Below are 25,218 nucleotides of genomic sequence, written 5' to 3'. Positions count from 1 at the left end.
ACCGCGCGGTGCGGTCGCTTTTAACCCGCGCGTGATAGGTGAAAAACGCCGCCGCGTAAAGATCAACCGTCAGTCGGGCAGTCCCCAGAAAGCTCGGGCGCCCGGCGGCAAGGTGCCCAGAAACGCTTCCAGCCGCTCTGCATCCACATGGCGGCGGATGGCGCTGGTGACGTCCTCGATGGCGCTCGGGGTTGAAAAATTGTGGTTGTGGCGCAGTGCCCGGACCTCGTCCATCATCGCCTCCCGATCCAGAAAAGGTTTGAGCGGTTCGCGTGTATCCCAATCGCTGACGAAGATCGCGCGCAGCACCGCGGGCAAAAGATTGGCGAAGGTGATGGCCTCTTCCAGTGTCAGCCGGCGGCGAAACACCTGCAGCACGGCTTGCAGCATCGTGTAGCCCTGATGGCGGGTTTTTAGCAGCGAGATCTCCAGAAGATCCTTCATGAAGGCTTCGAATTCATCCGTTGCGTGGTGGTATTCCATCGGGATCGGCATGGTCAGGAGACTTTCGAGACCGCATTGCGATAGCGCCACGGTGTCCAGCGTTGCCGGGGCAGCAGCGTTTCCGGCACCGGATCGAGCCCGGACGCGCCAAAGGGTCCGCAGCTCACAAACCGTCGGGCCGTCATCCAGAAGCCGAACCACAGGCCGTGGCGGGCCACGGCCTCATAACCGAATTCCGAACAGGTGGGGATATGCCGACAGGAATTGCCGATGAAGCCGGAGAGCGTCAGCTGGTAGAGCCGGATGAACCCCATGCCGATGAGACGTCCCGGCGTCTTTTTAAACGGTCCCCGCCAGTTGCGGCCGCGATGTCGGGTCTTGCGTCTCGGCCGCTCGTCGTCCTCGTCATCAAGCGCCTCGCAGTGGCGACACATGACGTTAACCTGCCATGGCGTGCGTTTTCGCCTCGATCTGATCGAGACAGTCGATAACGGCGTCGAAGGTCAACATGGTGGAGGCGTGGCGGGCTTTGTAGTCCTTCACCGGCTTCAAAATGCGCATCTCCTCGAATCGGCCCTCCGGCCCTTCGCCACCTTCCTTCAGCATCGCCAGCATTGCCTCGCGGGCGGCACGCACGTCGTCGGCGCTTGCACCGACCACATGGCGGGCCATGACGGAAGATGAGGCCTGGCCCAGCGCGCAGGCGCGCACCTGCTGGGAAAAGTCGTCGATGACGCCGTCCCTCATCTTCAGGAAAACGCGCACCTTTGAGCCGCACAGTTTGGAATGTTTTTCCGATGTCGCATCGGCATCCTCCATCGGGCCGGTGCGCTCGATATTGCCGGCAAGTTCGAGGATGCGGCTGTTGTAGATATCGTCCATCATTGTTCTCTTGCGGGCTTTTTTGTCATCGGGGCGTCCGGGTCTTGCCGTGCTGCCCCATCTGCATGTGGTTCGCGAACGGATTGTCTTTGCGCCGGCGCTGGTCGCGCAGTCTTTGCCACTATATATGATGATCCAAGCCCGGCGCATCAAGACGGAAAGTTTTGGCTGAAAGGGTTGCGAAAGCGGTAGGCTTTGTCTTGTAAAAACCGATCCGCAGGGGCAGAAAGCCCGTAACGCCTGACGGCACCGGAGAACGTAAAACCGGACAGCCAGCCGACAGGCTTTGGTCAGGTGCGGCCTTGAACCGCATCAGGAGACGAGAAGATGGACGCCATCGTGAAAAATTTCCCCGCCGGCAACAGCGAGGATCGCCCGACCCAGCAGGAAGCCGAGGATGCCGTGCGCCTTCTGCTGCGCTGGGCCGGCGACGATCCGAGCCGCGAAGGCCTCATCGATACGCCAAAGCGCGTTGCAAAATCCTATCTCGAGCTGTTCAGCGGTTATGGCGAGGACCCGCAAGAGGTGCTTGGCCGGACGTTTGAAGAAGTGGCAGGTTATGACGATATCGTGCTGGTGCGCGATATCTCGTTCTATTCCCATTGCGAGCATCACATGGTGCCGATCATCGGCAAGGCGCATGTCGCCTACCTGCCGAAGGGCCGCGTGCTGGGTCTGTCCAAGATCGCCCGGCTCGTGGAGGTGTTCGGCCGTCGCCTGCAGACGCAGGAGGCGATGACCGCGCAGATTGCCCATGCCATCCAGTCGGTTCTGCAGCCACGGGGCGTTGCCGTGATGATCGATGCGGAACATCTGTGCATGTCCATGCGCGGCATCCAGAAGCAGGGTTCCTCGACGCTCACCACCACCTTTACCGGCGACTACCAGAACAATGCCGCCGAGCAGGCGCGTTTCCTCACCATGATCCGGCAATGACCGGATAAAGTCCGAAGGCAGTTTTTTGATGACGATCGAATTTGACGAGGCGCCGCGCGACAAGGCGGCGCTGGAGGACACGGGACCGTTCACGCCCCGTTTCGATGAGGCGGGCCTTGTCACGGCGATCGTGACCGACATCCGCGATGGCCACCTGCTGATGGTCGCCCATATGAACCGTGATGCGCTTGCGCTGACCATCGAGACCGGTATTGCCCATTATTACAGCCGCTCGCGGGCAAAAATCTGGAAGAAGGGCGAAACCTCCGGCAACCTGCAGAAGGTCGTCGAGCTTCTCACCGATTGTGATCAGGATGCCGTCTGGCTGAAGGTCGCGGTCGCCGGCCACGATGCCAGCTGCCATACGGGTCGCCGCTCGTGTTTTTATCGTGCCGTGTCTCTGGTCGATGGCAAGCCGCATCTTGAAGTCATCGATGAACAGCGGCATTTTGATCCAAATGCTGTCTATGGCGGCACGCACGCGTAAACGGCATTTGATCCCGGTATCGGCGCGCGGTCACACAATCAACGAATTCTAAACCAGAACGGACGTTAGATGGATGTCCGGGTGATGTTCAGCTAAAGGACGGATGCAGGCATGCTGAACTGGAGTTGGAATCGCGGCGATGTGCCGGCAGCAAATGCAGAGGGGAGCGCGAAAACGCCCTCGGCTTTGCCTGCCCCCGAAAAGCCGGTGCGCAAGGCAAAACTTGCGCTGGCGCTGGGGGGCGGGGCTGCGCGCGGCTGGGCCCATATCGGTGTGTTGCGCGCACTGGAAGAAGAAAACATCGAAATCGGCATGGTTGCCGGCACGTCCATCGGCGCGCTTGTCGGCGGCTGTTATCTGGCTGGCAAGCTCGATGCGCTGGAAACCTTTGCCCGTTCGCTCACCGTGCGCCGCATTGCCGGCCTTCTCGATCTCACCATTGGCGGCGGTGGGCTGTTCGGCGGCCTGCGGCTGACCAAACGCATGCAAGAGGATCTCGAGGACATTGCCATCGAGAACCTTGACCGGCCCTTCGTCGCAGTCTGTACCGAACTTAACACCGGCCATGAAGTGTGGATCACCAGCGGCTCGCTGATCACAGGCATGCGCGCGTCCTATGCCCTGCCCGGCATTTTCGAGCCGGTCAAATGCAACAACCGCACGCTGGTCGATGGCGCGCTGGTCAATCCGGTGCCGACCTCCGTCTGCCGCGCCTATGAGCAGCCGCTCGTGGTAGCCGTCAACCTCAACTATGACATCTTTGGCCGCTCGGCGGTGGTCAAGCACAATGCCAGCGTGCTGCCGGTGGTCGAAGGACAGCACACGAAGGTGCGTGAGGCCCGGATCGGCATGACGAGCGTCATGGTGCAGGCCTTCAACATCATACAGGAGCGCATTTCGCGGGCGCGCCTTGCCGGCGATCCGCCGGATCTGGCGCTGCATCCGCGCCTCAGCGACATCGGCCTGTCTGAATTCCACCGCGCCGGCGAAGCAATCGACCGCGGCTACAAGGAAACCAAGGCGCGCATTGGCGAATTGAAGCGCATGCAGGATGTGTTTGCCAGCTGACGACCGTTTCCGGCCGCCAGCAGGAAGAGAATCAGCCGGCGATATAGGCCATCATATGCTCGGTTTCCGCCTCCACCTCGCGGATGCGGGCTTTTACCACGTCCCCGATGGAGATGATGCCGACGAGCTTGCCGCCCTCCTCCACGGGAATATGACGGAAGCGGCCGGTGCTCATGGTTTCCATCAATTCGTTGAGACTGGTGTCTTCGCGACAGCGAATGACATTGGCGGTCATGCCTGAAGAAACAGGCTTTTGCAGGCCATCTGCCCCATCGGCTGCCACCACGCGCACCAGATCGCGCTCGGTAAATATGCCGGCAATACGGCCTTCAAGGCTGGTCACCACGACCGCGCCGATTTTGTTTTCAGCCAGAATGGCCGCCACTTCGGCCACTGTTTTTTCCCGGCTGACGGACATCACGTCACGGCCTTTGGCATCCAGAATGTTCTTGACGGAGACAGGCATCAATTCCTCCTATTGACTATGTCTGATGCGCCGTCGGCTAAACTCCCCACTGCTTTTGGCGCACCCGGACGGGAATGGTGCGCCCGCTTCAAAGGCTTTGCAACAGTCAACTGCCTGCAGACGGCATTTGTTAAGCAATCTCTTTTTCACCGACCAGAGGATCGAACAGCCCAAACAGCAGGTAGCCGAACAGGAAGCCGCCAATATGTGCATCCCAGGCAATGGCGCCGGCATCCGAACCGACCAGCGGCATGCCCAGAGCCACCAGCACGTTACCCAGAAACCAGACCACGGTAAAAACCAGAACCGTGCGGTTTCTGAGCGCCGACACAATGCCCTGGCGCGGCAGGAAATTGGCCGAATCGCGGCGCATGCCGCCGCCATGTTTGGGAAAGGCGAAACGGCACGCAGCGCCCATCAGCGCCGAGACGACACCCGACGCACCGATCAGCAGCGTCTCCTGTCCCCAGTTGAGGCCCGCGTGGAAAAAGGCGGCGGCGGCTGCCGAACAAATCCAGAAGGCAAGATAACGCCAGAGCCCGATACGGCGCACCACGGGCGCACCAAAGGCCGTCAGCCACAGGCAGTTGAAGATCAGGTGTTCCAGGCTGCCATGCATCAAGGAGTAGGTGACCGGCGTCCACAGCCATTCCAGCCCCTGATCGGTCAGCGGATAGACATAACGCAGCGGCGTGAAGGCCATTTCAAACAGCATCAGCTCGCGCCACTGGTCGCTGAGCAGATAGGCATCGACCAGATAGAGTACGACCAGCACCGCAAGGGTCACAACGAGCGGTTTGGGAAGATTGAAGATCGGTTGGGCCGGCGCGCGCGGCCGCTCCATGCCTTGCCCCACTGCCGGCCCCACATCCGGCCCAGTATTCGGGACAGAAGCCGGCGGACGGCCTGCGTTATGCGGTGGCTGATCGCCTGACCCTGGTGTGTTCGGCGAATCGTCCATCTGCGCGTCCTTCCCGGTTTTGATGAGAGACATATAAGCACGCCGCGGCATTAGGGAAAGGTAACAAGGCCCTCCGCTTCAACGCGGCCTCCTGAACAGGCCATACACAGTCGACGCAAAATCTAAGTCATGCTCCGATTGTAAGAAAACTGTCGCAGGCATGATTTAAAGGCGGGCTTCCGGGATAGCCCGTGCCCGACCGCCGGGACATTCCCGACACCTCAATGCCCGACCCGTCCGCCAGGCGACCGGTGAACCACGCATGCGTGCATCCTGTCTGCCCTCCTCCTCAGAAAGGCCCTCACCATGAATTGCCGCGTTCCGTCCCTTGCCGGCCTTACCCTTTCCCTTCTCCTATCCACAGCCCTTGCCCCGGCGTTTGCCGATCCGATCGTGCTGCCGCCGGCCCCGGCAGGACTTGGCCATGCCGACAGCGCCAATCCGGCAGAAGGCGTTGCGGCCTATGTCGATAACGGTGCCAGCAACCAGCGCGGTGATGCCTGCCTTTCGACGCAGGAGACCAATGCCGGCGTGCGGCTATTGTCCGGCTTCCTTGATCTCTGGACACCCCGCACGCCTTTCGTTGATGCCGATCAGGATGCGCCGGCGAAAGACGGCTGCCCCGCCGTTGCCAAATCCGACTGGGACGGCCTGCCGCGCAGCGCAACCGATGGCACGATAAAGCAGCCGGACGTTCATGCCGCCAACATCGGTTACGTGATCCGGACGACCGCTGCCCATACGCCCGAAACCGATCTCGAAGCCTATCTCGATGACCGTCGCGGCAAGAGCGTCAGCATCACCGACGGGCTCGGGCCGCTCGCGGATGCCTGGCGCAAAGGCGTTCAGCAGACGACGACCATCACCGACATGCCCGCGGATGCGACAAGCGTCAAATATGACGACAAGGGCAACAATCGCGGCGTCGGCAGCAAGGACGGCAATGCCAATATGGGCAAGGCGGTCGATCTCGTGGAGGCCGGCAGCAAGGATGGCTCCACCGAACCCGCCAAGCGTTATTATAAATATGCCCGCCCCTATCGCTGGAGCGAGGAGGTGCGCGTCGTGCCGCAGCTGGAGCCGGCCAAGAGCACCAAACCCGCCGGCGATGGCGGCTTTCCGAGCGGCCATACAGCCGAAGCCTGGCGCGATGCGCTTGTCATGGCTTATCTGGTGCCTGAGCGCTATCAGGAGATGGTGACGCGCGCGGTGCGCATGGGCGAAAACCGCATCCGCGCCGGCATGCACCAGCCTTTCGATGTGATCGGCGGGCGCATGCAGGCAACAGCCGTCGTCGCCTATAATCTCAACCGATCCGACTATGCCGTGTTGAAGTCGGAAGCCTATCAGCAGACCCAGACTTTTCTGGCCAGCGAAACCGGCGCGGCAGATTTTGCCGGCCTGATGGCGCTTGCCCATTCCGCCCCGGCCGGCACGGACCGGTTTGCCGACCGCGCCGAAAACGCAGCCTTCGTTGCACCCCGCTTCACCTACGGCCTGCCGAGGATTGGCGCATCAGACAGCGCGCCAGTCGTGCCGAAGGGCGCCGAAGTGCTGCTCGAAACCCGCCTTCCCTATCTCGATGCCGCGCAGCGCCGTGTCGTCCTCAAAAGCACGGCACTTGCTGGCGGTTATCCGATCATGAGCGATGCGGAAGGCTGGGGGCGCCTTAACCTGTTTGCCGCAGCCGACGGGTTCGGTGCCTTCGATGGCGACGTCACGGTTGCCATGGACGCCGCAAAGGGCGGCTTTAATGCCGCCGACAGTTGGAAGAACGATATCGCAGGCGGTGGCAAGCTGGTGAAGACGGGAAGCGGTGTGCTGACGCTTTCCGGCCACAACAGCTTTTCCGGCGGCGTGATCGTGGAAGGTGGCGCGCTCGTTGCTGCCTCACCAAGCGCCTTCGGCTCGGGCGATCTCTATGTCGCCGGCGGCCGGGCGGTGGTGGCGGGGCCGAAGCTTACCGTGTCCGGCAATTTCGTGATGCGCAAGGCAGGCACCGTTGAAGTCACCGTGTCCGGCAAGGAGGGCGGCCTGACGATCGGCAAGAATGCCGCAATCGAAGGGGGAGTGTTGCGGGTGACCCTTGCTGCCGGTTATACGCCGTCTGCCGGCGACGAACTGTCCGTGATCCGTTCCGGCGCTCTTGAGGGCCGCTTCGATGACATCGTGCTCGAGGGGCACGAGACTGTGCCCGTCTATGGCAAGACCGGCCTTTCGCTGCGCATCAAGGGCTGACCGGAGAGGCTTGCCCCCTTCGATATCTCCGGCGGCTCGCACACTGCGGGCCGCTTTTTTTCATTTTTCCGCCTTCTTGTCTCATCCGTCACCGTCTCCGCCGGCGCTTTGCCGGCCTCTTGGCACGATTTTCGCTCCTTTCATATTTGTGGCGGAAATGCGTCACGAACCGCTTCGGAACGAAACAGATGGTGCCAATGCGAAACGAGCGCAGCAAGGAAATCTTCAGCTATTGGGACAGCTTACGTCTCGGCGAGGCTGTTCCGACACGCACGCAGATCAATCCCGCAGCCTTGCGCCATCGTCTTTCCGATCTTTTCATCCTCGACCAGGACGGCGGCAGCCTCAAGTTCCGGCTGGCGGGAACGCGTATCTGCGACCTGTTCGACAGGGAGTTGCGGGCAAATCCGTTCGAGGTGATCTGGGATGCCCATTCCCGCGCCATCGCAAACCGCGCCGCAAGCCTTGCGCTGCGGACGGAACGCCCTGTTGTCATGGATCTTTCGATCGCCGGGGCTTCGTCTTATCCGGCCTTTGAGGCGCTGTTGCTGCCGCTGCGTTCTCCGCAGGGGCGCGCCGACCGCTTGCTTGCAAGCCTTTTGCCGCTCGGGCAGATCCCGGCGCATCGGCCGCTTGCGCTTGGGGCTTTCGGCCTTGATCATTGGCAGATGATCGATATGACCGCCCCTGCCGATGTTTTGCCGGAAATTACGCCACCGGTGCGCAGCGAAAATCGGATTTTCGACCGGCTGCGGTCGATCCGGCCGGTGCCGCTTCCCCAGCCCTGACGCAAGGCCGATAGCGTCATCCCTGGAACCATATATTAACCGCCCGGGCTGTATCGATGATGGACTTGCGACAGACCAACATGTGAAGGACGGTGATGTTCACGTTCCGGAACGCTCCAGCCCAGAACCGCCCGATGCCGGTGCGCAGTTTTCAGCGTGTCTCGGTCAACATGCCCGGGCGCCTGATGCTTGCAAGCCATGACGAATATCCGTGCATGATCACCGAGATGTCGCCGGGCGATGTCGTGCTCACCTGTGTCGGTGCGCCGCTTCCGGGCGAACGGATCATCGCCTATATCGATCATCTCGGCCGCATCGAGGGCAAGGTTCTGGAACTCAACAATGACGGTTTCGTCATGTCGGTGGTGGCAACGGACCGCAAGCGCGAAAAACTTGCAGCGCAACTGACCTGGCTTGCCAACCGCCACGAACTCGGCCTGCCCGAAGACCGCCGGCATGACCGCCTGACGCCGCGCATCACCCATGCCGAACTGACCCTGGAAGACGGCAGCCGCCATGCCTGCCGCCTTGTCGACCTGTCACTGTCAGGTGCCGCCGTCGATATCGACATGCGCCCGCCGATCGGTACGCCCGTTCTACTCAACCATTTGCGCGGCCGCGTGGTGCGTCACTTCACGGAAGGCATGGCGGTCGAATTTTCCAGCGTCCAGACACGCGAAAGCCTGCGGACGTTTCTTTAAAAATCAGCAACCGGAAAACGACTGCCTCAACCCGCCTGCCCGGCGGGTTTTTTCGTGCAATCGGCTGTGTGAAAGCCGCACGTGTTGTCGCTCCCGCGGCGGGAGCCCAAAAAAATCCTGTTCCGGTACAATTTTTTTAAGTCGCCTCGCGGTGCTTTTGAAGGTGAAAAACGGAGTGTTCCGGCTTGTTGCCTCTGCCGGCGAACGGATCGCAAGGGTTGCCACGGCCGCCGGGACGCCTTTCGGCACACGGACGCGGGGCAGGCATTTTCCCGAAAACTCAGTCACTTGTCGGATGATCGATAAAGTTTGATCCAAATGCATCTTGCCGTGTCGCTCAACGCCTTGCGATGGGGCGGCAGCCGAGCTGCGGTTTTGATTTAAACTTTAGCCAAATTCGCGGCAAGTTTGACTAAAACAAGCATCTGATTTGACTGCCGAATTTCGCGAGCGATCAAGCCGGTGGTGCGATGTTTCTCCCGACGAAGGAGAAACGCGCATGTTGTACACCAAGATCATCGGGGCCGGCCTTGCTGCCCTCTGCCTGACCTTCCTGTCCACGCAGGCCGCTTTTGCTTTTGCCGGCAGCATGCGCATCACCGGCAAGGCCAATCCCCCCATCGGTCACTATGAATTCTGCCGCACCTACCAGAGCGAATGCATCAGCCGTACCCGGGATACAGGCCCGCTGACGCTGACCGAAGACGGCTGGCGCACGATTCTCGAGGTCAACTATACCGTCAACACCGAGATCAAGCCGATGACGGACGAGGAAATCTACGGTGTCGAGGAGCGCTGGGCCTATCCCACCTCCGTTGGCGATTGCGAGGATTTTGCGCTGCTGAAGCGCAAGATGCTGATCAACCAGGGTTTTGATTCGTCCAATCTGCTGCTGACCGTGGTGTTGCAACCGAATGGCGAGGGTCATGCGGTGCTGACGGTGCGCACCGACCGTGGTGACTTCGTGCTCGACAACATGCGCAACAAGGTCATGCTCTGGTCGGAGACGGAATATACATTCCTCAAACGTCAGGCGACCGACGATCCCGCCCGTTGGGTAAAACTTCAGGACGGTCGCGCAACGGCGGTGAGCAGCGTCAAACAGTAAGGCTGGGCGTTATGGTTTATCTGGCGGGATCTTCGCCTCTCGCCTGTTTGCCGCATATGCCGGTGTCTTGCCTTTGACGTTCGCCGGCGTGTTCGCTTCAGCTTAGCTGCCTGTCCATCAGCGTTGCCGAATGTCGACGGCGCCAGCGGCTCGGCGTTTCCCCGGTGATGCGGTGAAACAGCCGGGAAAAATGCGCCTGATCCGCCATGCCGCAGGCGAGAGCGATCTGGGCCAGCGAATCATTTGAGGACACCATCATCTCCTGCGCCCGCACGACGCGACGCTGAAGCACGTAGGCATAAGGGGTGTCCTGGAAACTGTCTCGGAAGGCGCGGCTGAAATGGCTGACACTGAGGCGTGCGACCGCGGCCAGATCCTCTGTCCGGATCATCGCATGCAGGTGTTCCTCGACATGGCGCACGATGCGGCGCATCTGCCAGGGCGCAAGGCCCGACCCTTGCACGGCACGTGCCTGAGGCGTGATATCATGATCGCCCGCCAGCAGCCGTCTGGCGCGGTGCAGGCAGTCGCGCGTATGCCCGACATCCTCGTCTATGCTCTCACCGGCCTCGCAGAGCAGCGTGAGAAGTTCGGCGGCCAACTGGCTCGTCCGGAAGCCCGGCTCCTGATTGTGCTGGCTGGTGGTGCTTGCAAGTTCAGACACGTGCAATCCCTCGACATTCGGTGGCAGGATTGCTGAATGCTAGGAAACGTTGCGCGAAGGGGCCAGTTAATCCCCGTAAAGTTTTGTAAAGCTAAGCTTTCGAAAGCGGGCACCCTCTCGTCAGCCCCCCGATGCCGTCAACCCCGGAGTGTCCGGCGAAGGCGGCCCGGTGGCTGTCCGATGATCTGCATGAAGTGCCGGCTGAGATGGGACTGGTCGGAAAAACCACAGGCGCTGGCAATTTCGGCCAAGGGCACATCGGTTTCTTCCACCATCTTGCGCGCCCGCTCCACGCGCCGTTCCAGAAGCCAGCGATAGGGCGTCATGCCGGTCGTCTCGCGAAAGGCGCGGATGAAATAGCTGCGCGACATGGCGCAACTCTCGGCCACGTCGCCGATGGAAATGTCCCTGTCCAGATGCGCGTCGAGAAACTCCTTGGCGCGCCGTTCCAGCCGGTGCGACAGGAGCGGCTGTCCCGCTGCTGCGCCACGTCCCCCGCCATAACGGTGGACCAGATGCGTGGCGATGGCCATGGACACCTGATCGAGAAAAAGGCCGTGCGCCTCCTCCGGCCTGTCAAGCGATGGGGCGAGCGCACGCACCAGATTGGACAGCACCGGATCGTCATGTGCGGCCTTTTCGAGCAGTCCGTCGAACATGCGCGAGCGAGTTTCCTCGGCTGCCCGGCGAAGCTGCACATGGCTGACTTCAAACAGCATGAAATCGAAGGAGCCGTCAATTTCGGCGCGGTAATCCTCGCCGAAATTACGCAGGTAAAGCGAACCGGGAGAAAAGCTGTAATCCGTACGGCTGCGTCCGTGGTAGATATTGCGCCGATGGCCGGGGGCCATGGAAACACCGATCAGAAACCCGCGATCATTGGCCGGCAGCACGACCTCGGAGACCTGATCGGAGACAACTTGCTTGCGATAGAGGTGGATCCCGTTGCGGCAGAGTTCCTGATCGCGGGCCAAAGTCTTGGATGTGCAGCCGAGGGCATCGCGCGACGATGCCTGATTGGCGACCTGACTGACCATGCCCGCTCTCCCCTCTGCAACCGTGGTTCCGGCCGGTTTATCGCCTCGGGGCACGTCGCCTGTCGACGCTGCCCGATCCCTTGTGCAGGATGCAACCGAGCCTAGTCTTGCACATATCTGCGGTGGCGGAAAGGTCAGGTTCTCGCAGGACTGGAACTGTCGCTTCGCGATGCACGCCGGTGGGGTATCAGCCGAGATCGGCGAGGATCATGCGCGGCTCGCAAACCGGCACGGCATCCTTCATGCGCAAGACAGTCGCTCCTGCCTGGGTGATCACGCGGCGCGCATCCCCGCAGCGTCCCTGTTGCACCAGCATTCGCGCCGAGTTCGTCGCCGACAGGGATGGTTTCGTCGCCCGAAGGTCGAGGCAGGTAATGGGAAGCGACAGATCGAAGAACAGCCGCGAGGCGCTGCCGAACAGAGCCGTGGCCAGTTCGGGGTCGCCCTGTCGGCCGGCTGCCCAGGCAAGCGCCGACCGGACGTCCTCGATCAGCGCCGGCAAGGTGTCCGCCCGATCGTCAGCGAGTCGCTTTGCGCCGCCTTGCGTGAGAGACAGGACGCGGCGGGCATGATTGCGGCTCGCCTCGCGCCAGGCAGCATTGCCCATCGCGTGGCGAAGTCCATAATGCCGCAGGGTCTTCAAGAGACTGTAGCGGGTCTCCGTCCCGACCTGCTGGGCCATGACCAGCGATTGTTCGACAAGGGCTGTGATCGTACAGACGATCCTGTGGGTTCCCATCCTGATGGTGCCGACGACGTCTATGGCATCCTTCATCGAAAACGCCCCGTTGAAGACGCACAACCGATCAAAAACGTCCCTCTCCTCGTCGCCGAGAAGATTGAAACTCCAGTCGAGATTGGTCACCAGCGTGCGGTGCCGGGCAGGTGCGGTTCGCCGGCCGCTGACCAGCACCGAAAGACCCTGCGACAAGAGGCGGGCAAGTTCCGAAAGCGTGTGCGTTGCAAGGCGCGCGGCGGCCATTTCGATCGCAAGCGGCATCCCGTCCAACTTCAGGCAGATATGGTTGATCTGCAAAAGTTCGGCACTCGAGGGCGCAAAGTCCGGGCAGACGGCCTGCGCCCGCTCGATGAACAGGCGAACGGCCGGCGGATGCAGCAGGGACCGGGGCCCACCCTCGGCATCGCCCTGCGGCAGCCCAAGCGGCGGCACGTGCAGCACCCATTCTCCGGCAGCCCTCAAGGGCTCGCGACTTGTGGCGAGGATTACGAGGTTCGGCAGCATGCCGAGCAGGCTTTCGGCAAAGGTGGCGGCGTTGTCGATGAGGTGTTCGCAGGTATCCAGGACGATGAGCAGGTTCGAGGCCCCGATCACGTCGGAAAAATCGCGCAGGTTCCCCCGTTCCAGATCGAAAAGACCGAGCTGGCGGGCAAGCTCGGCGCGGAGTGCGCCTGCATCGGCCATGTCCGCAAGGTCGAGAAACAGCACCGGCATGTCGTGCCCTGTGGCAAAGGCGGATGCTGCGGCGACCGCCAGCGTCGTCTTGCCGATGCCGCCCGGCCCGGTCAGCGTCAGCAGGCGTCGCGCCGCCAGAATATCCGTGCAACGCGTCACCATGGCCTGACGGCCGATCAGGCTTGCAACGGCAAGAGGCAGCGTGCTTTTCAGCCGTTGCGGGGCGACAAGCCCATCGGTGCGGTCGAAGGCCGGAGGCACGAGCCGGTAACCGCGCCCGCTTTCATTAACGATCAGCTTACGGTCCTCGCCATCGGACACCAGCAGCCGCCTAAGAGCCGACAGATGAACACGCAACGCCGTTTCATCCACATGCTGATTCGGCCACACCCGTGCCAGCAATTCCTGCTTGGAGACGAGATGGCCGGGTTTTTCCGAAAGCACCAGCAGGATTTCCAGCGCCCGCGCACCAACCTTGACCGGTTCACCCTCGCAATAAAGCGTCCGCTCCTGAACGGAGAGGGTAAAACGCTCTGACAGCACCACCTTGGCAAGTGGATCTTGGTTCATCGGCGACAATCCCCGGCGCATGGCATCTCGAAAATGCCTGAAGACCTGAGACTAAATCAGGTCGCGCATGAGCTATAGGAGAAAAGTATCCTGAATTGGACGATCTGGACCATCATTTGACAGAGGACAGCCCGCAAGGCACGGCCGTTAGCCGAGGACGGGCTTTGCTGAAAGACGGTCAATGAAGGCTGTGGCGCTCGGCCAGAAGCTGGATGCAAAGAGCCGCCAGGATATGCTGAAGTGCGGGCGAGGCCGTATCATCATGTCCGGACAGGAAAGGCAGAAGGGCAAGGCCGAGCTTATAGAGTACCGTGTCCGGGCTGTTGCGGCGTGGCCTCGGCAAGATCCGCAACTGCGGAAAGCGGTCGGCGATTTCATCCACGAGCGAAAACGGCACAACCAGCCCTATTCCATCCAGCTCCGTGGAAAGACGGATTGCCGCTCCTTCGGAGAGATCCACCAGACAGATACTGCCCTCGTCATATCGTTTTGGAGACAGTGCCTCACCGTTGCGCAGAAGATCGCAGTGCGTCACCGGACGCAGATAGATCATGGCGAAATAGGCAGGCCGTGGCTCCAGTTCCAGAACAGCGCCGGGGCTATCGTCATGGGCATGGCGGATATGCCATGCGCAGATGGCGCCTGCCTGGAACGGCTCAACCTTTACATGAGGAAACTGGTCCAGGCGCAGCAGCTTCTCGGCCTCGTGGTGTGGTCCTGCCGCCATGTCATGCTCCTTTTGCGCCTCGGGAGGCTCCGCGCCACACTTATTCGCCTGTTCGAATATTGGCAATGCATACGCGGACAAGAGCGCCGGGGGGCAGTCGGCACCTGGCCGGATCGGACAAGAATAATCGGAATAGGCAAATTGGCTCCGCTTTTTCGGCTTCGACGGCGTGTTAACCGCCGGCGGTTGCCACCCCTGCCGCGTTGAGCGTCTGGCGAAGGGTTGCAATGAAGACGCGCACTTTCGGCAAAACAAGCTGGTGCGTCGGATAGACCGCCCAGATGTTGATCTCTTCCGGGCTGGCATCGGCAAGTGGGATTTTTACCAGCCGTCCGGCGGCCACATCCTCATCGACATACCAGTTGGAGAGAAGCGCCACGCCGCCGCCGGCAAGACTTGCGGCATGGCAGCCGGCAATGCTGCTGCAGGACAGCCGTGCGCCGAGCCGCACATGGCGTTCCCCGTGCGCGGAGGAAAAGGTCCAGTGCGTGGCACTTCCCAAGGCCAGACAATCATGGCCGGCAAGATCCTCGATACGCTCCGGCAATCCGCGTGTTGCGATATAGTCAGGACTTGCCACCAGCGTGCGCGGGTTGTCGGCAAGCTTTTGCGCGATCAGGCTGCTGTCGCGCAGCCTTGCGATGCGGATGGCGAGATCCGTGCCGCTCGCCACGAGATCCGGCAGGCTGTCATTGAGATCGACCGCCATGCGCAGATCAGGATTTTCCTGCAGAAGTTTTGGCAGGAAGGGAATGATGAATTTCAGCCCGAAGGAAATCGGCACCGAAACCCGCAAGAGGCCGGCGGCTCCCAGCGTTTCCGCGCGCAGCTGCGCCATGGCTTCCGCCTCGTTATCGACCAGAGCCCGCGCAAAAGGCAGGAACGTTTCGCCCTCCGGCGTTAGCGACAGTGAGCGCGTGGTGCGGTGAAGCAGCCGCACGCCAAGCGAGGCCTCCAGGGCCGCAAGCCGCCGGCTGGCGATCATCGGCGTCAGGCCAAGCAGTCTTGCAGCACCGGCCAGGCTGCCGGCAGTGACGGCGGCGGAAAAGACCTGCACGTCTGCGGTATCCATTCTATCGTTTTCCGTTATGCAGCCAGATCATGTTCGGTGACTAAATCATGATCCGCAAGAAAGGTATAGAGGAGCATCACAACAAAGCCAGAAAGGCGACGATCATGGAGACCACCGCACCGCACACGCACACGGCCCATTCACCGGCAATACAGAAGGGCCTCGGCACCGCGCCGCTTCTTGCCATGGCGGTCGCAAGCGGCATCGCGGTTGCCAATATCTACTATAACCAGCCGATGCTCGGCCTGATCGAAGCGGACTTCCCGCAGGAAACAGTGACCGCGCTGATCCCGACGGCAACGCAGCTCGGTTATGCGCTCGGCCTGTTCTTTCTTCTGCCGCTGGGCGATATCGTCCACCGGAAAAGGCTGATCATCGTGCAATTCATCGTGCTGGCAGTGGCTCTGGCGCTGACGGCGCTTGCCCCCAGCGGCTGGTTGCTGGCGCTTGCCTCGCTTGGCGTCGGGGCGAGTGCAACGGTTGCCCAGCAGATCGTTCCTTTCGCCGCCTCGCTGGCAAGCCCAGAAAAGCGCGGCTCCACCATCGGCACCGTCATGGCGGGCGTTCTCTCCGGCATTCTCTTCAGCCGCACGCTCTCAGGCTTCGTCGGTGCCCATGCCGGTTGGCGGGAAATGTTCTGGATCGGCGTGCCGCTGGCGCTGGCCGGTGCCGGTCTGATGGCACTCGCGCTGCCGCATCATCGCCCGGCCTCGCGCATGGCCTATCCGGCTGCGATCCGTTCGCTTGCCCATCTGTGGCGGCGTTATCCCGCCCTTCGCACCGCAGCGCTGATGCAGGCCACGCTGTTTGCCTCGTTTACCGCCTTCTGGACGGTGCTGGCGCTTTATCTCGCGACGCCCCGCTTTGATCTCGGCGCCGATGTTGCGGGCCTGTTCGGCATCGTCGGTGCAGCCGGCATCTTTGCCGCGCCGCTTGCCGGCCGCATAGCAGACCGGCATGGCCCGCATTTCGTGGTGTGGCTTGGTGCCCTGCTGACGCTTGCGGCCTGGATCATCTTTGGGCTCTGGGCCTCGCTCGTGGCGCTTGTCATCGGGGTGATCGTTCTCGACTTCGGCATCCAGAGTGCGCTCATCTCCAACCAGCACACCGTTTATGCGCTGGACCCCGATGCCCGCAGCCGGTTGAACACGGTGTTCATGACACTGATGTTCCTCGGTGGTGCCGCCGGTGCAGCCCTTGCCACCTTCGCCTGGGCCCATGCCGGTTGGACCGGCGTCAGCGCACTTGGCGCAGTCCTTGCCGTGATGGCGCTTGCCATTCGCATTGTTGGCCTGGGCAAGCGCACCTGATGGCAGGGGCCGGGGAGGACGATAGACGCCTCCCCGGCCCAACATAGGCTTGCACATCATCAAAAAGTCGAAACGTCCAAATCATCCCGCAACGTGCAAGAACCGGACGGGCGGGCGGACCATAACGGACGGGCATTCTTTTCCGGACCCCGTTCATTTCGAGAGGCCACCCATGTCCGTCACCGCGACCCCGACCCCCGGCGCAAAACTTCTGACGCCAAGCGACCACACGTTGATCATGATCGATTTCCAGTCGCAGATGTCATTTGCGACCAAGAGCATCGATGCCGTCAACCTGCGCAACAATGCAGCCCTCATCTCCAACGGCGCCAAGGGTTTTGGCGTTTCCACCATCCTGACGACCGTTGCCGAAAAGAGCTTTTCCGGCCCAATGTTTTCCGAGATCACAGAAGCTTTCCCCGGCCAGCCGCTGTTTGACCGGACTTCGATGAACACCTGGGAAGACGCGGCCGTGATCGGCGAAGTCAACCGCATCGGCAAAAGCCGCATCGTGCTCGCCGGCCTCTGGACGGGCGTCTGCATCGTCGGTCCGGCGCTGTCTGCGATCGACCAGGGTTTTGAAGTCTTCGTCATTGCCGATGCCTGCGGCGACGTTTCCACGGAAGCCCATGACCGCGCCATGGACCGCATGGTGCAGGCCGGCGCGCAGCCGATGACCTCGCTGCAATATCTGCTCGAACTGCAGCGCGACTGGGCCCGCACGGAAACCTACGAGATGACGACCGGCGTGGCCAAAAAATTCGGCGGTTCCTACGGCCTCGGCATCATCTACGCCAAATCGATGTTCGGCGCCTCCGAAAGCCACTGAGACCAGACCGGCAACGCCCCTCCTTTCGATGAAGAGGGGCGCTGCGACCCATCCCCGCTTTTGTGATCCGAAGAGGTTCGCATGTCTCAGAAATCCGCTATCCGGCCTTCCGTTGTTCTCGTGCATGGTGCCTGGGGAGATGGCTCCACCTGGCGGCGGGTGATCCCGCTCCTGATGCAGGAGGGCCTATCCGTTCATGCCGTGCAGAACCCGACGACATCGCTTGCCGATGACGTGAAGGCGGTCGCGCATGTCCTTGAGGTCGTCGAGGGGCCTGTTGTGCTCGTCGGCCATAGCTGGGGCGGCACTGTCATCACGCAGGCCGGCAATGATCCGAAGGTGGCAGCGCTGGTTTATGTCGCAGCGTTTGCGCCGAAAGCGGGGCAATCGACCGGCGATCAGGTGGGCGAATACCCTGCCCCGCCCGGCCTTTCCGAAATTTCGCCCGACAGCCGCGGCAGCTACTGGATGAGTCGCAAGGGTTGGGCGACCTGCGTGGCCCAGGACTTGCCGGAGGTGGAGGCCGATACGCTGTTTGCCTCGCAACCGCCGCTCGGTCCCACGACATTCACCGATAAAGTGACGCGCGCTGCCTGGGCGGACCTGCCCAACTGGTGCGTCATCTCGAAGGCGGACAAAGCCGTGAGCGTCGAGTTGCAGCGTGATCTGGCAAAGGCGCTTGATGCCCGCACGACCGAACTCGAGGCGAGCCACATGTCGCCTCTTTCGCAACCCCATGCCGTCGCCAGGGTCATCCTGGACGCCGTTGCAGAGATCTCTGCGACAAACGGGGCCGCCGGCGACCCGCATTCCGGAATAATCTCATGAAAATCTACCTCATGTCGCTCGCGGCAGGGATCCTTGTCGGGATCGTCTACAGCTTGCTCAATGTCCGTTCTCCCGCCCCGCCCATCGTGGCGCTGATCGGCCTCCTCGGCATTCTCGTCGGAGAACAGGTTCTGCCGCTGGTGCGCACCGTCTGGAAGAAGGAGCCGGCCGCCCTCTCCTGGCTGCATGAGGTGAAGCCTCACATGTTCGGCCATCTGCCGAGGGGCAGCCGACCCGTAGCGCCGGCCCTCGACACAGTGACAAAGGCCAAGTCGGAAGAAGCCAGGTCCAAGGCCGGAGACGCCTGATGCCGACCCGGAGACGTTTTCTCAGTGCCGCCTCAAGTCTTGCCTTTCCGCAATTCCTGCGCCCGGCATCGGCCGCCAATGGCCCTTTATCTGGAGATAATCCCATGACCGCAGATCTCATCCTGCACCACGGACTGATCACCACGCTCGACCGCACCAATCCGACAGCCTCTGCCGTTGCCATTAAGGATGGTCGTTTTCTGGCTGTCGGCGGTGACCGGGAGATCATGGCGCTTGCCGGCCCGGATACGAAGATCGTGGATCTCAAGGGAAAACGTGTCCTGCCGGGCCTTATCGACAACCATACGCATGTCGTGCGCGGTGGCCTCAACTTCAACATGGAGCTGCGTTGGGATGGCGTGCGCTCGCTCGCCGATGCCATGGATATGCTGAAGCGTCAGGTGGCGATCACGCCGCCACCGCAATGGGTGCGTGTCGTCGGCGGCTTTACCGAACATCAGTTCGCCGAAAAGCGCCTGCCGACCATTGACGAGATCAACGCGATTGCGCCGGATACGCCGGTTTTCCTGTTGCATCTCTATGACCGGGCGCTGCTGAATGGGGCAGCCTTGCGCGCCGTCGGGTATACGCGCGACACGCCCAATCCGCCCGGCGGCGAGATCACCCGCGATGCCAATGGCAATCCGACGGGCCTTCTGCTTGCCCGCCCGAATGCCGGCATTCTCTATTCGACGCTTGCCAAAGGTCCAAAACTTCCCTTCGACTATCAGGTGAATTCGACCCGCCATTTCATGCGCGAACTGAACCGGCTGGGGATCACCGGTGTCATCGATGCCGGTGGCGGTTTCCAGAATTATCCGGATGATTATGCCGTCATCCAGCAGCTCTCCGACGAGGGCAACATGACGGTGCGGCTCGCCTATAATCTCTTCACGCAAAAGCCGAAACAGGAGAAGGAAGACTTCCTCAACTGGACGGCGAACGTCAAATACAAGCAGGGCGACGACTATTTCCGCCACAACGGCGCTGGCGAAATGCTGGTGTTTTCCGCCGCCGATTTCGAGGATTTTCGCCAGCCGCGCCCGGACATGCCGCCGGAAATGGAAGGCGAGCTGGAAGGCGTGGTGCGGGTTCTCGCCGAAAACCGCTGGCCCTGGCGCCTGCACGCCACCTATGACGAGACGATTTCGCGCGCGCTCGATGTCTTCGAGCGGGTAAACCAGGATATACCGCTGGAAGGCCTCAACTGGTTTTTCGATCATGCCGAGACGATTTCCGACCAGTCGATCGACCGGATCGCAGCGCTCGGCGGCGGCATCGCGGTCCAGCATCGCATGGCCTTCCAGGGCGAATATTTCGTTGAACGTTATGGCCACGGTGCTGCCGAAGCCACGCCGCCGATTGCAAAGATGCTGGAAAAGGGCGTGCATGTCTCCGCCGGCACGGATGCCACCCGCGTCGCCTCCTATAACCCCTGGGTGTCGCTTGCCTGGATGATCACCGGCAAGACGCTGGGCGGCATGCAGCTTTATCCCCGCGCCAATTGCCTCGATCGCGATACGGCGCTGCGCATGTGGACGGAAAATGTCACCTGGTTCTCCAACGAAGAAGGCAAGAAGGGTCGTATCGAAAAAGGCCAATTTGCGGACCTCATCGTTCCCGACAAGGACTTTTTCGCCTGCGCCGAAGACGAGATTTCGTTTCTCACCTCCGAACTGACCATGGTCGGCGGCAAAATCGTGTATGGCGCCGGCGATTTTGCGAAATTCGATGAAAACAAGGTTCCGCCCGCCATGCCGGATTGGTCTCCGGTGCGTGCCTTCGGCGGTTATGCCGCCTGGGGCGAACCTCAGGGTGCGGGCAAGAACTCGCTGCGCCGCATGGCGATGGCAAGCTGCGGCTGTGCCAATGATTGCAACGTTCATGGCCATGACCATGCGGGTGCCTGGTCGTCAAAGCTTCCGATTGCCGATCTGAAGGGCTTTTTCGGCGCCCTCGGTTGCGCCTGCTGGGCGGTGTGAGGACATCATGACACACATTTCTCACACCACGCAGAAGCCGGCTTCCCCTACCGTCACCGCTGGCCGGGTCATCCGGTTTCTCGCTCTTCTTGCGCTGTGCTCGGCCTATATCCAGGGACCGCTCACGAAAATCTTCGATTTCGAGGGCGCGCTGGCGGAGATGAGGCATTTCGGGCTGCTGCCCGCGCCGCTGTTTGCGGTTGGCGTCATTGTCTTTGAGCTTGCCATGTCGGCCCTCATCCTCACCGGTGTCCAGCGTCGGCTCGGTGCCCTGGCACTTGCAGCCTTCACCCTTGCCGCCACCTTCATTGCCCTGCGTTTCTGGGAGATGGCGCCGGGCATGGAACGAATGATGGCGATGAACGCCTTCTTCGAACATCTCGGGCTTGCCGGCGCCTTTGTTTATGTGGCGCTCACGCAGACATCGCAGCCCTCGTCCTCCTCCTGATGCCAGATGGAGGCGGAAAAGTTCAACGCCGATATGCTCGCCTGATTTCCTTACCCGTCATCGATCCCGGCCCGAGCAGCCGGGATCTCTCATTCCCCGCAGATGGAGGTTGCCATGTCATCGGCTCCAAACGAAAAGGATGCGAACGGCGCATTCGCAGCCCTTGGCCAGAGCGTGTTTGCCGTGCTCTGGATGGCGACGATCCTTGGCAATACCGGCACTTTCATCCGCGATGTCGCCAGTTCCTGGCTGGTCACGGATCTCTCGGCCGCCCCCGCAGCGGTCGCCACGATCCAGGCGGCGGGCACCCTGCCCTTTTTTCTGCTCGCCATTCCCGCGGGCGTCCTGTCCGATATTTTTGATCGGCGCAAGCTGCTGATCGGGGTGCAGATCCTGCTCGCCTGCGTCAGCCTCACCCTGATGACGCTTGCAAGCCTTGATCTGCTGACCGTGGAAGCACTGATCGGGCTGACCTTCCTCGGTGGTGTTGGTGCAGCGCTCGCAGCCCCTGCCTGGCAGGCGGTGGTGCCGGAACTTGTGCCGCGCGAGGTGTTGAAAAGTGCGGTGGCGCTCAATTCGCTCGGCATCAACATCGCCCGCGCCATCGGGCCGGCGCTCGGCGGGCTGCTGCTTGCCGGCTTTGGCGCAGCCGTCACCTATGGTGCCGACGTTGCCAGTTATGTCATCGTCATCTCCGCATTGGTGTGGTGGAAAAGGCCGCGTGGCGAGGCAGACCTCTTGAAGGAAAATTTTGCCGGTGCCTTTCGGGCCGGCCTGCGTTATGCCCGCGCCAGCCATGAACTGCATATCGTGCTTCTGCGCGCCGCCGTCTTCTTCGGTTTTGCCAGCGCCGTCTGGGCCCTGCTGCCGCTCGTCGCGCGCAATCTTCTGGGCGGCAGCGCCGGTTATTACGGCTTTCTGCTCGGCGCCATCGGCCTTGGCGCGATCGCCGGCGCCTTCCTGTTGCCGGCTTTGCGCCGGCGGCTGGATGCCGACGGGCTCATCCTGTTTTCCGCCGTCATAACCGCGGTCGTGATGACGATCCTTGCCCTGCGGCCGCCGGAAGCGATGGCACCCGTTGCGCTTCTGTTTCTCGGCATGGCCTGGATCGTGGCGCTGACCACATTGAATGGCGTGGCCCAATCCATCCTGCCCAACTGGGTGCGCGGGCGGGCGCTTGCCATCTATCTGACGGTGTTCAACGGCGCGATGGCAGCCGGCAGTCTCGGCTGGGGTGTGGTGGCTGAAGCCGCCGGCATCCCGCAGACCCTGCTGATTGCAGCCGCAGGGCTTCTGGTGGCAGGTGTTGTGATGCACCGGGTCAAGCTGCCGCGCGGGGAAGCCGATCTGGTGGCGTCCAATCACTGGCCCGAACCGCTTCAGGCAGAACCCGTTGCCCATGACCGTGGGCCGGTGCTGATCACCATCGAATACCGCATCGATCCGGCCCGCCGGACGGCCTTTCTTCATGCGCTGTCGCATCTTTCGCGCGAGCGCCAGAAGGACGGCGCCTATAACTGGGGCGTAACGGAGGATTCGTCCGACCCGGCAACCGTGCTTGAATGGTTCTTCGTGGAATCCTGGGCCGAACATCTTCGCCAGCACAAGCGCGTCTCGAAAGCCGACGCCGATCTTCAGGCTGCCACACGGGCCTTCCATGAGGGCGAACAGGGACCGGTCGTGCGCCACTTCATCGCTTTGGATCACCACAAGCGCCACTGAACGAGAGCCAGAGACAGGCAGGTGCGACCTGCTCTTGCCTGCCGGCCCATCAAGGGCCGGGGCGCTTTCCGGCGCACGCCGCCCTCCCCGCTGATCCGTCGATCAAAACCGGCCTTGGCGGGATCCGGCATCTCATGCCGCACATCCTCCCGGTATTTGTTAGCAGATCATCACATTGATGCCGTGATTTCCCCTTTTGTCGGGGCACCAGGGGACGGCCACAACCATGGTCGATAAAACACGCGCGAAAATCCTAAACGCCCGTTCATCATAAACCTCTTGGTAACGCTAGTCCCTTAAAGTCTCGTGAACGGATGCTGTGGGGGCGCGCCCGGAAATGACAACCGAAATGCAGTGAGTGAGTGCAGCCGTGCTGAATAACGTCAACACAACGTCCTTCCCGAAGGATGGTGCCTCGATTTTCAACAAGGTCGTTGGTTTTATCTTTATTATATCTGCGGTGCTGGCGTTTGGGCTTCAGCCGGCTGCCGCGAACCCGAAATATGCCGGCATCGTTGTCGATGCCAAGACCGGCAAGGTTCTGTACAGCGATGATGCCGATTCGCTGCGTTATCCTGCGTCTCTCACCAAGATGATGACGCTGTACCTGACGTTCGAAGCGCTGGAGGCCGGTCGTCTCTCGCTGGATTCGAAAGTCACGGTATCGGCCCATGCTGCCTCCGAGCCTCCGTCCAAGCTCGGTGTGCGCGCTGGCGGTTCGGTCACGGTCGAGCAGGCAATCCTTGCTCTCGTCACCCGTTCCGCTAACGATATTGCAACCGCCCTTGGCGAGCAGCTCGGTGGCTCGGAAGCCCGCTTTGCCCAGATGATGACCAGCAAGGCCCGGGCGCTCGGCATGACCCGCACGACCTATCGCAACGCCAACGGCCTGCCGAACACGGCGCAGATGACCACGGCCCGCGATCAGGCCCGTCTCGGCATCGCGCTTCGCCAGCACTTTCCGCAGTATTACGGTTATTTTTCCACGCGCGTCTTCAAGTTCGGCAACCAGACCATCGGCAACCATAACCGCCTCGTCGGCAACGTGCCTGGCGTCGATGGCATCAAGACGGGTTATACCCGCGCTGCCGGTTTTAACCTGACGACCTCTGCCCAGCTCAATGGCCGCTCGATCGTCGGCGTCGTTCTCGGCGGCTCCAGCACGCCGTGGCGCGATGCGCAGATGCGCAAGCTCGTCGCGACTTATCTGCCAAAAGCCTCGCAGGGCGGCAACAGCAACCTGATTGCCCAGACCCGCAGCGTTGCACCGCCTGCCGAATCGTCCGTTCCGGTTCCTGTGCGCACCGCCCGTTCGCCGGCCGTTGCTGCTGCCACTGAAACGGTCGCATCGCTCGACCTGCCGAATGCAGGTCCTATGCCATCAGGTCGTCTGGACGAGAAGATGCCGGGTGCCTCTGCTTATGCAGCGGAACCGAAGTCCCGCAGTGCAGCCGAGGCTGTCACCGTTGCGATGACCCGGACACCCGTCACGGCATCGCCGGCAGCTGCTGCAACCGGCTATGCCCCACAGGCTTCTGCCCGTGATGAGAGCCCGGCGGAAACAGACTCTGTCACAACCGCCTCCACCCGTCCGTCGGTCAGCAAGAACACGCCGGAAGGCTGGGTCGTGCAGATCGGTGTGTCGCCGGATCGCGACCGGGCAATGGATCTGCTCGAGACGGCCAAGGGCAAGGCCGGCCCGGCACTTCGTTCGGCAAAGCCGTTCGCCGTGGCCGTCAGCGCCAATGGCGGCCAGATCTATCGCGCCCGCTTCGGCGGCTTCGATGATCAGAAATCCGCCGTGAATGCCTGCAATGCTCTGAAGAAGAAGGGCGTCCAGTGCTGGGCGTCGCTGCAATAAAATGATGTGTCGGGCCGGTTTCACCGGCCCCGCACTGCGGGTGAACCCGCAACCACACCCTCGATTGTATTTGCGTTACGAGGTCGTTATGGCGATGAATGAGAATAACATCGAATTCCATCTGCCCCAGGGCAGCAAGGGAAAGCTGATGCAGGGTGCCCTACACCCGCTGCATGAGGCCGCAATGCGGCTGGCAAGCATCGGCATTACCAAACCGAAAGAGCGCACGCGTGATCTCGTCGGCCTGCTGCTGTGCCACGGCGCCCGTGCCTGGCGCCATTCGCAGCCGGAGGCGCAGATCCATCTGCACGTCTCTTCACGGTCCGGACACTCCCCGGTTCACATCAAGCTGCGTTGATTGCTTTGA

26 protein-coding genes are annotated in these 25,218 nt (G+C 61.7%); 16 read left to right on the top strand and 10 right to left on the bottom strand.

Features of this window, described 5'->3' with window-relative positions:
• Positions 1–69: 69 nt before the first annotated feature.
• From AC4CWF_RS09930 to AC4CWF_RS09920, 3 genes are read right to left on the bottom strand one after another with little or no spacing between them, the layout of a single operon-like run.
• Positions 70–534 (bottom strand): DUF2267 domain-containing protein, encoded by a 465-nt coding sequence (locus tag AC4CWF_RS09930; RefSeq protein WP_491281528.1) that lies wholly within the window; start codon positions 532–534, stop codon positions 70–72.
• Positions 498–878 (bottom strand): membrane protein insertion efficiency factor YidD, encoded by a 381-nt coding sequence (gene yidD / locus AC4CWF_RS09925; protein ID WP_491281527.1) that lies wholly within the window; start codon positions 876–878, stop codon positions 498–500. Before yidD ends, AC4CWF_RS09930 begins: the two co-directional genes overlap by 37 nt.
• A 4-nt stretch (positions 879–882) precedes the next feature.
• Entirely contained in the window at positions 883–1,329 is a 447-nt protein-coding gene (locus AC4CWF_RS09920) for an iron-sulfur cluster assembly scaffold protein (protein ID WP_491281526.1), read from the bottom strand.
• 324 nt (positions 1,330–1,653) lie between these two features.
• On the opposite strand from AC4CWF_RS09920, the gene folE reads away from it, so the two are divergent.
• The 3 genes from folE (at position 1,654) to AC4CWF_RS09905 (ending at position 3,817) form a co-directional block, all read left to right on the top strand.
• Positions 1,654–2,262, top strand: a complete 609-nt coding sequence (folE, locus tag AC4CWF_RS09915; protein ID WP_491281525.1) for a GTP cyclohydrolase I FolE — start codon at positions 1,654–1,656, stop codon at positions 2,260–2,262.
• A 28-nt stretch (positions 2,263–2,290) separates the two neighbouring features.
• The gene (gene hisI / locus AC4CWF_RS09910; RefSeq protein WP_491281524.1) at positions 2,291–2,749 is read left to right on the top strand and encodes a phosphoribosyl-AMP cyclohydrolase; all 459 of its coding nucleotides are present in this window, start codon (positions 2,291–2,293) and stop codon (positions 2,747–2,749) included.
• Positions 2,750–2,860: 111 nt separating this feature from the next.
• Entirely contained in the window at positions 2,861–3,817 is a 957-nt protein-coding gene (locus tag AC4CWF_RS09905; RefSeq protein WP_491281523.1) for a patatin-like phospholipase family protein, read from the top strand.
• 31 nt (positions 3,818–3,848) lie between these two features.
• On the opposite strand, the gene AC4CWF_RS09900 is transcribed toward AC4CWF_RS09905, so the two are convergent.
• Positions 3,849–4,283: a CBS domain-containing protein gene (locus AC4CWF_RS09900; RefSeq protein WP_491281522.1), complete on the bottom strand. Its 435-nt coding sequence runs from the start codon at positions 4,281–4,283 to the stop codon at positions 3,849–3,851.
• 130 nt (positions 4,284–4,413) lie between these two features.
• A complete protein-coding gene (locus AC4CWF_RS09895; RefSeq protein ID WP_491281521.1) occupies positions 4,414–5,127 on the bottom strand; it encodes a rhomboid family intramembrane serine protease in 714 nt (237 codons plus the stop codon).
• Positions 5,128–5,550: 423 nt separating this feature from the next.
• On the opposite strand from AC4CWF_RS09895, the gene AC4CWF_RS09890 reads away from it, so the two are divergent.
• The 4 genes from AC4CWF_RS09890 (at position 5,551) to AC4CWF_RS09875 (ending at position 10,079) form a co-directional block, all read left to right on the top strand.
• A complete protein-coding gene (locus AC4CWF_RS09890) occupies positions 5,551–7,482 on the top strand; it encodes an acid phosphatase (RefSeq protein WP_491281520.1) in 1,932 nt (643 codons plus the stop codon).
• 188 nt (positions 7,483–7,670) lie between these two features.
• Entirely contained in the window at positions 7,671–8,270 is a 600-nt protein-coding gene (locus tag AC4CWF_RS09885; RefSeq protein WP_491281519.1) for a PAS domain-containing protein, read from the top strand.
• Between the two features lie 95 nt (positions 8,271–8,365).
• Complete coding sequence (locus AC4CWF_RS09880) at positions 8,366–8,971, top strand: PilZ domain-containing protein (protein WP_491281518.1); 606 nt, start codon at positions 8,366–8,368, stop codon at positions 8,969–8,971.
• Positions 8,972–9,470: 499 nt separating this feature from the next.
• Positions 9,471–10,079 (top strand): transglutaminase-like cysteine peptidase, encoded by a 609-nt coding sequence (locus AC4CWF_RS09875; RefSeq protein WP_491281517.1) that lies wholly within the window; start codon positions 9,471–9,473, stop codon positions 10,077–10,079.
• A gap of 97 nt (positions 10,080–10,176) precedes the next feature.
• Here the strand turns inward: AC4CWF_RS09875 and AC4CWF_RS09870 are convergent, their stop codons facing one another.
• The 5 genes from AC4CWF_RS09870 to AC4CWF_RS09850 form a co-directional block, all read right to left on the bottom strand.
• Complete coding sequence (locus AC4CWF_RS09870; RefSeq protein ID WP_491281516.1) at positions 10,177–10,743, bottom strand: helix-turn-helix domain-containing protein; 567 nt, start codon at positions 10,741–10,743, stop codon at positions 10,177–10,179.
• Between the two features lie 137 nt (positions 10,744–10,880).
• Complete coding sequence (locus AC4CWF_RS09865; protein WP_491281515.1) at positions 10,881–11,780, bottom strand: helix-turn-helix domain-containing protein; 900 nt, start codon at positions 11,778–11,780, stop codon at positions 10,881–10,883.
• 187 nt (positions 11,781–11,967) lie between these two features.
• Entirely contained in the window at positions 11,968–13,764 is a 1,797-nt protein-coding gene (locus tag AC4CWF_RS09860; RefSeq protein WP_491281514.1) for an ATP-binding protein, read from the bottom strand.
• Between the two features lie 178 nt (positions 13,765–13,942).
• The gene (locus tag AC4CWF_RS09855) at positions 13,943–14,491 is read right to left on the bottom strand and encodes a hypothetical protein (protein ID WP_491281513.1); all 549 of its coding nucleotides are present in this window, start codon (positions 14,489–14,491) and stop codon (positions 13,943–13,945) included.
• Positions 14,492–14,663: 172 nt separating this feature from the next.
• Positions 14,664–15,563 (bottom strand): LysR family transcriptional regulator, encoded by a 900-nt coding sequence (locus AC4CWF_RS09850; protein ID WP_491281512.1) that lies wholly within the window; start codon positions 15,561–15,563, stop codon positions 14,664–14,666.
• Between the two features lie 104 nt (positions 15,564–15,667).
• Between AC4CWF_RS09850 and AC4CWF_RS09845 the strand changes: the two genes are divergently transcribed.
• The 9 genes from AC4CWF_RS09845 (at position 15,668) to AC4CWF_RS09805 (ending at position 25,209) form a co-directional block, all read left to right on the top strand.
• Positions 15,668–16,873 carry an MFS transporter gene (locus AC4CWF_RS09845; protein WP_491281511.1) on the top strand — a complete coding sequence of 402 codons (1,206 nt, stop codon included), beginning with the start codon at positions 15,668–15,670 and terminating at the stop codon, positions 16,871–16,873.
• Between the two features lie 172 nt (positions 16,874–17,045).
• A complete protein-coding gene (locus AC4CWF_RS09840) occupies positions 17,046–17,702 on the top strand; it encodes a hydrolase (RefSeq protein ID WP_491281510.1) in 657 nt (218 codons plus the stop codon).
• A gap of 81 nt (positions 17,703–17,783) precedes the next feature.
• Positions 17,784–18,530, top strand: coding sequence for an alpha/beta fold hydrolase (locus AC4CWF_RS09835; RefSeq protein ID WP_491281509.1), 747 nt, complete (start codon positions 17,784–17,786; stop codon positions 18,528–18,530).
• Positions 18,527–18,838 (top strand): XapX domain-containing protein, encoded by a 312-nt coding sequence (locus AC4CWF_RS09830; protein WP_491281508.1) that lies wholly within the window; start codon positions 18,527–18,529, stop codon positions 18,836–18,838. Before AC4CWF_RS09835 ends, AC4CWF_RS09830 begins: the two co-directional genes overlap by 4 nt.
• A complete protein-coding gene (locus AC4CWF_RS09825; RefSeq protein ID WP_491281507.1) occupies positions 18,838–20,820 on the top strand; it encodes an amidohydrolase in 1,983 nt (660 codons plus the stop codon). Before AC4CWF_RS09830 ends, AC4CWF_RS09825 begins: the two co-directional genes overlap by 1 nt.
• Before the next feature lie 7 nt (positions 20,821–20,827).
• Positions 20,828–21,268: a DoxX family protein gene (locus AC4CWF_RS09820; protein ID WP_491281506.1), complete on the top strand. Its 441-nt coding sequence runs from the start codon at positions 20,828–20,830 to the stop codon at positions 21,266–21,268.
• A gap of 114 nt (positions 21,269–21,382) precedes the next feature.
• Entirely contained in the window at positions 21,383–22,990 is a 1,608-nt protein-coding gene (locus AC4CWF_RS09815) for an MFS transporter (RefSeq protein WP_491281505.1), read from the top strand.
• Between the two features lie 370 nt (positions 22,991–23,360).
• Positions 23,361–24,851, top strand: coding sequence for an SPOR domain-containing protein (locus tag AC4CWF_RS09810; RefSeq protein WP_491281504.1), 1,491 nt, complete (start codon positions 23,361–23,363; stop codon positions 24,849–24,851).
• A gap of 88 nt (positions 24,852–24,939) precedes the next feature.
• Entirely contained in the window at positions 24,940–25,209 is a 270-nt protein-coding gene (locus tag AC4CWF_RS09805) for a hypothetical protein (RefSeq protein ID WP_491281503.1), read from the top strand.
• Positions 25,210–25,218 lie beyond the last annotated feature (9 nt).

The sequence above is a fragment of the Neorhizobium sp. PAMB6630 genome, from assembly GCF_058242775.1.
The sequence above is the reverse complement of the archived record's forward strand: the minus strand, read 5'-3'. Positions and strand labels throughout refer to the sequence as shown.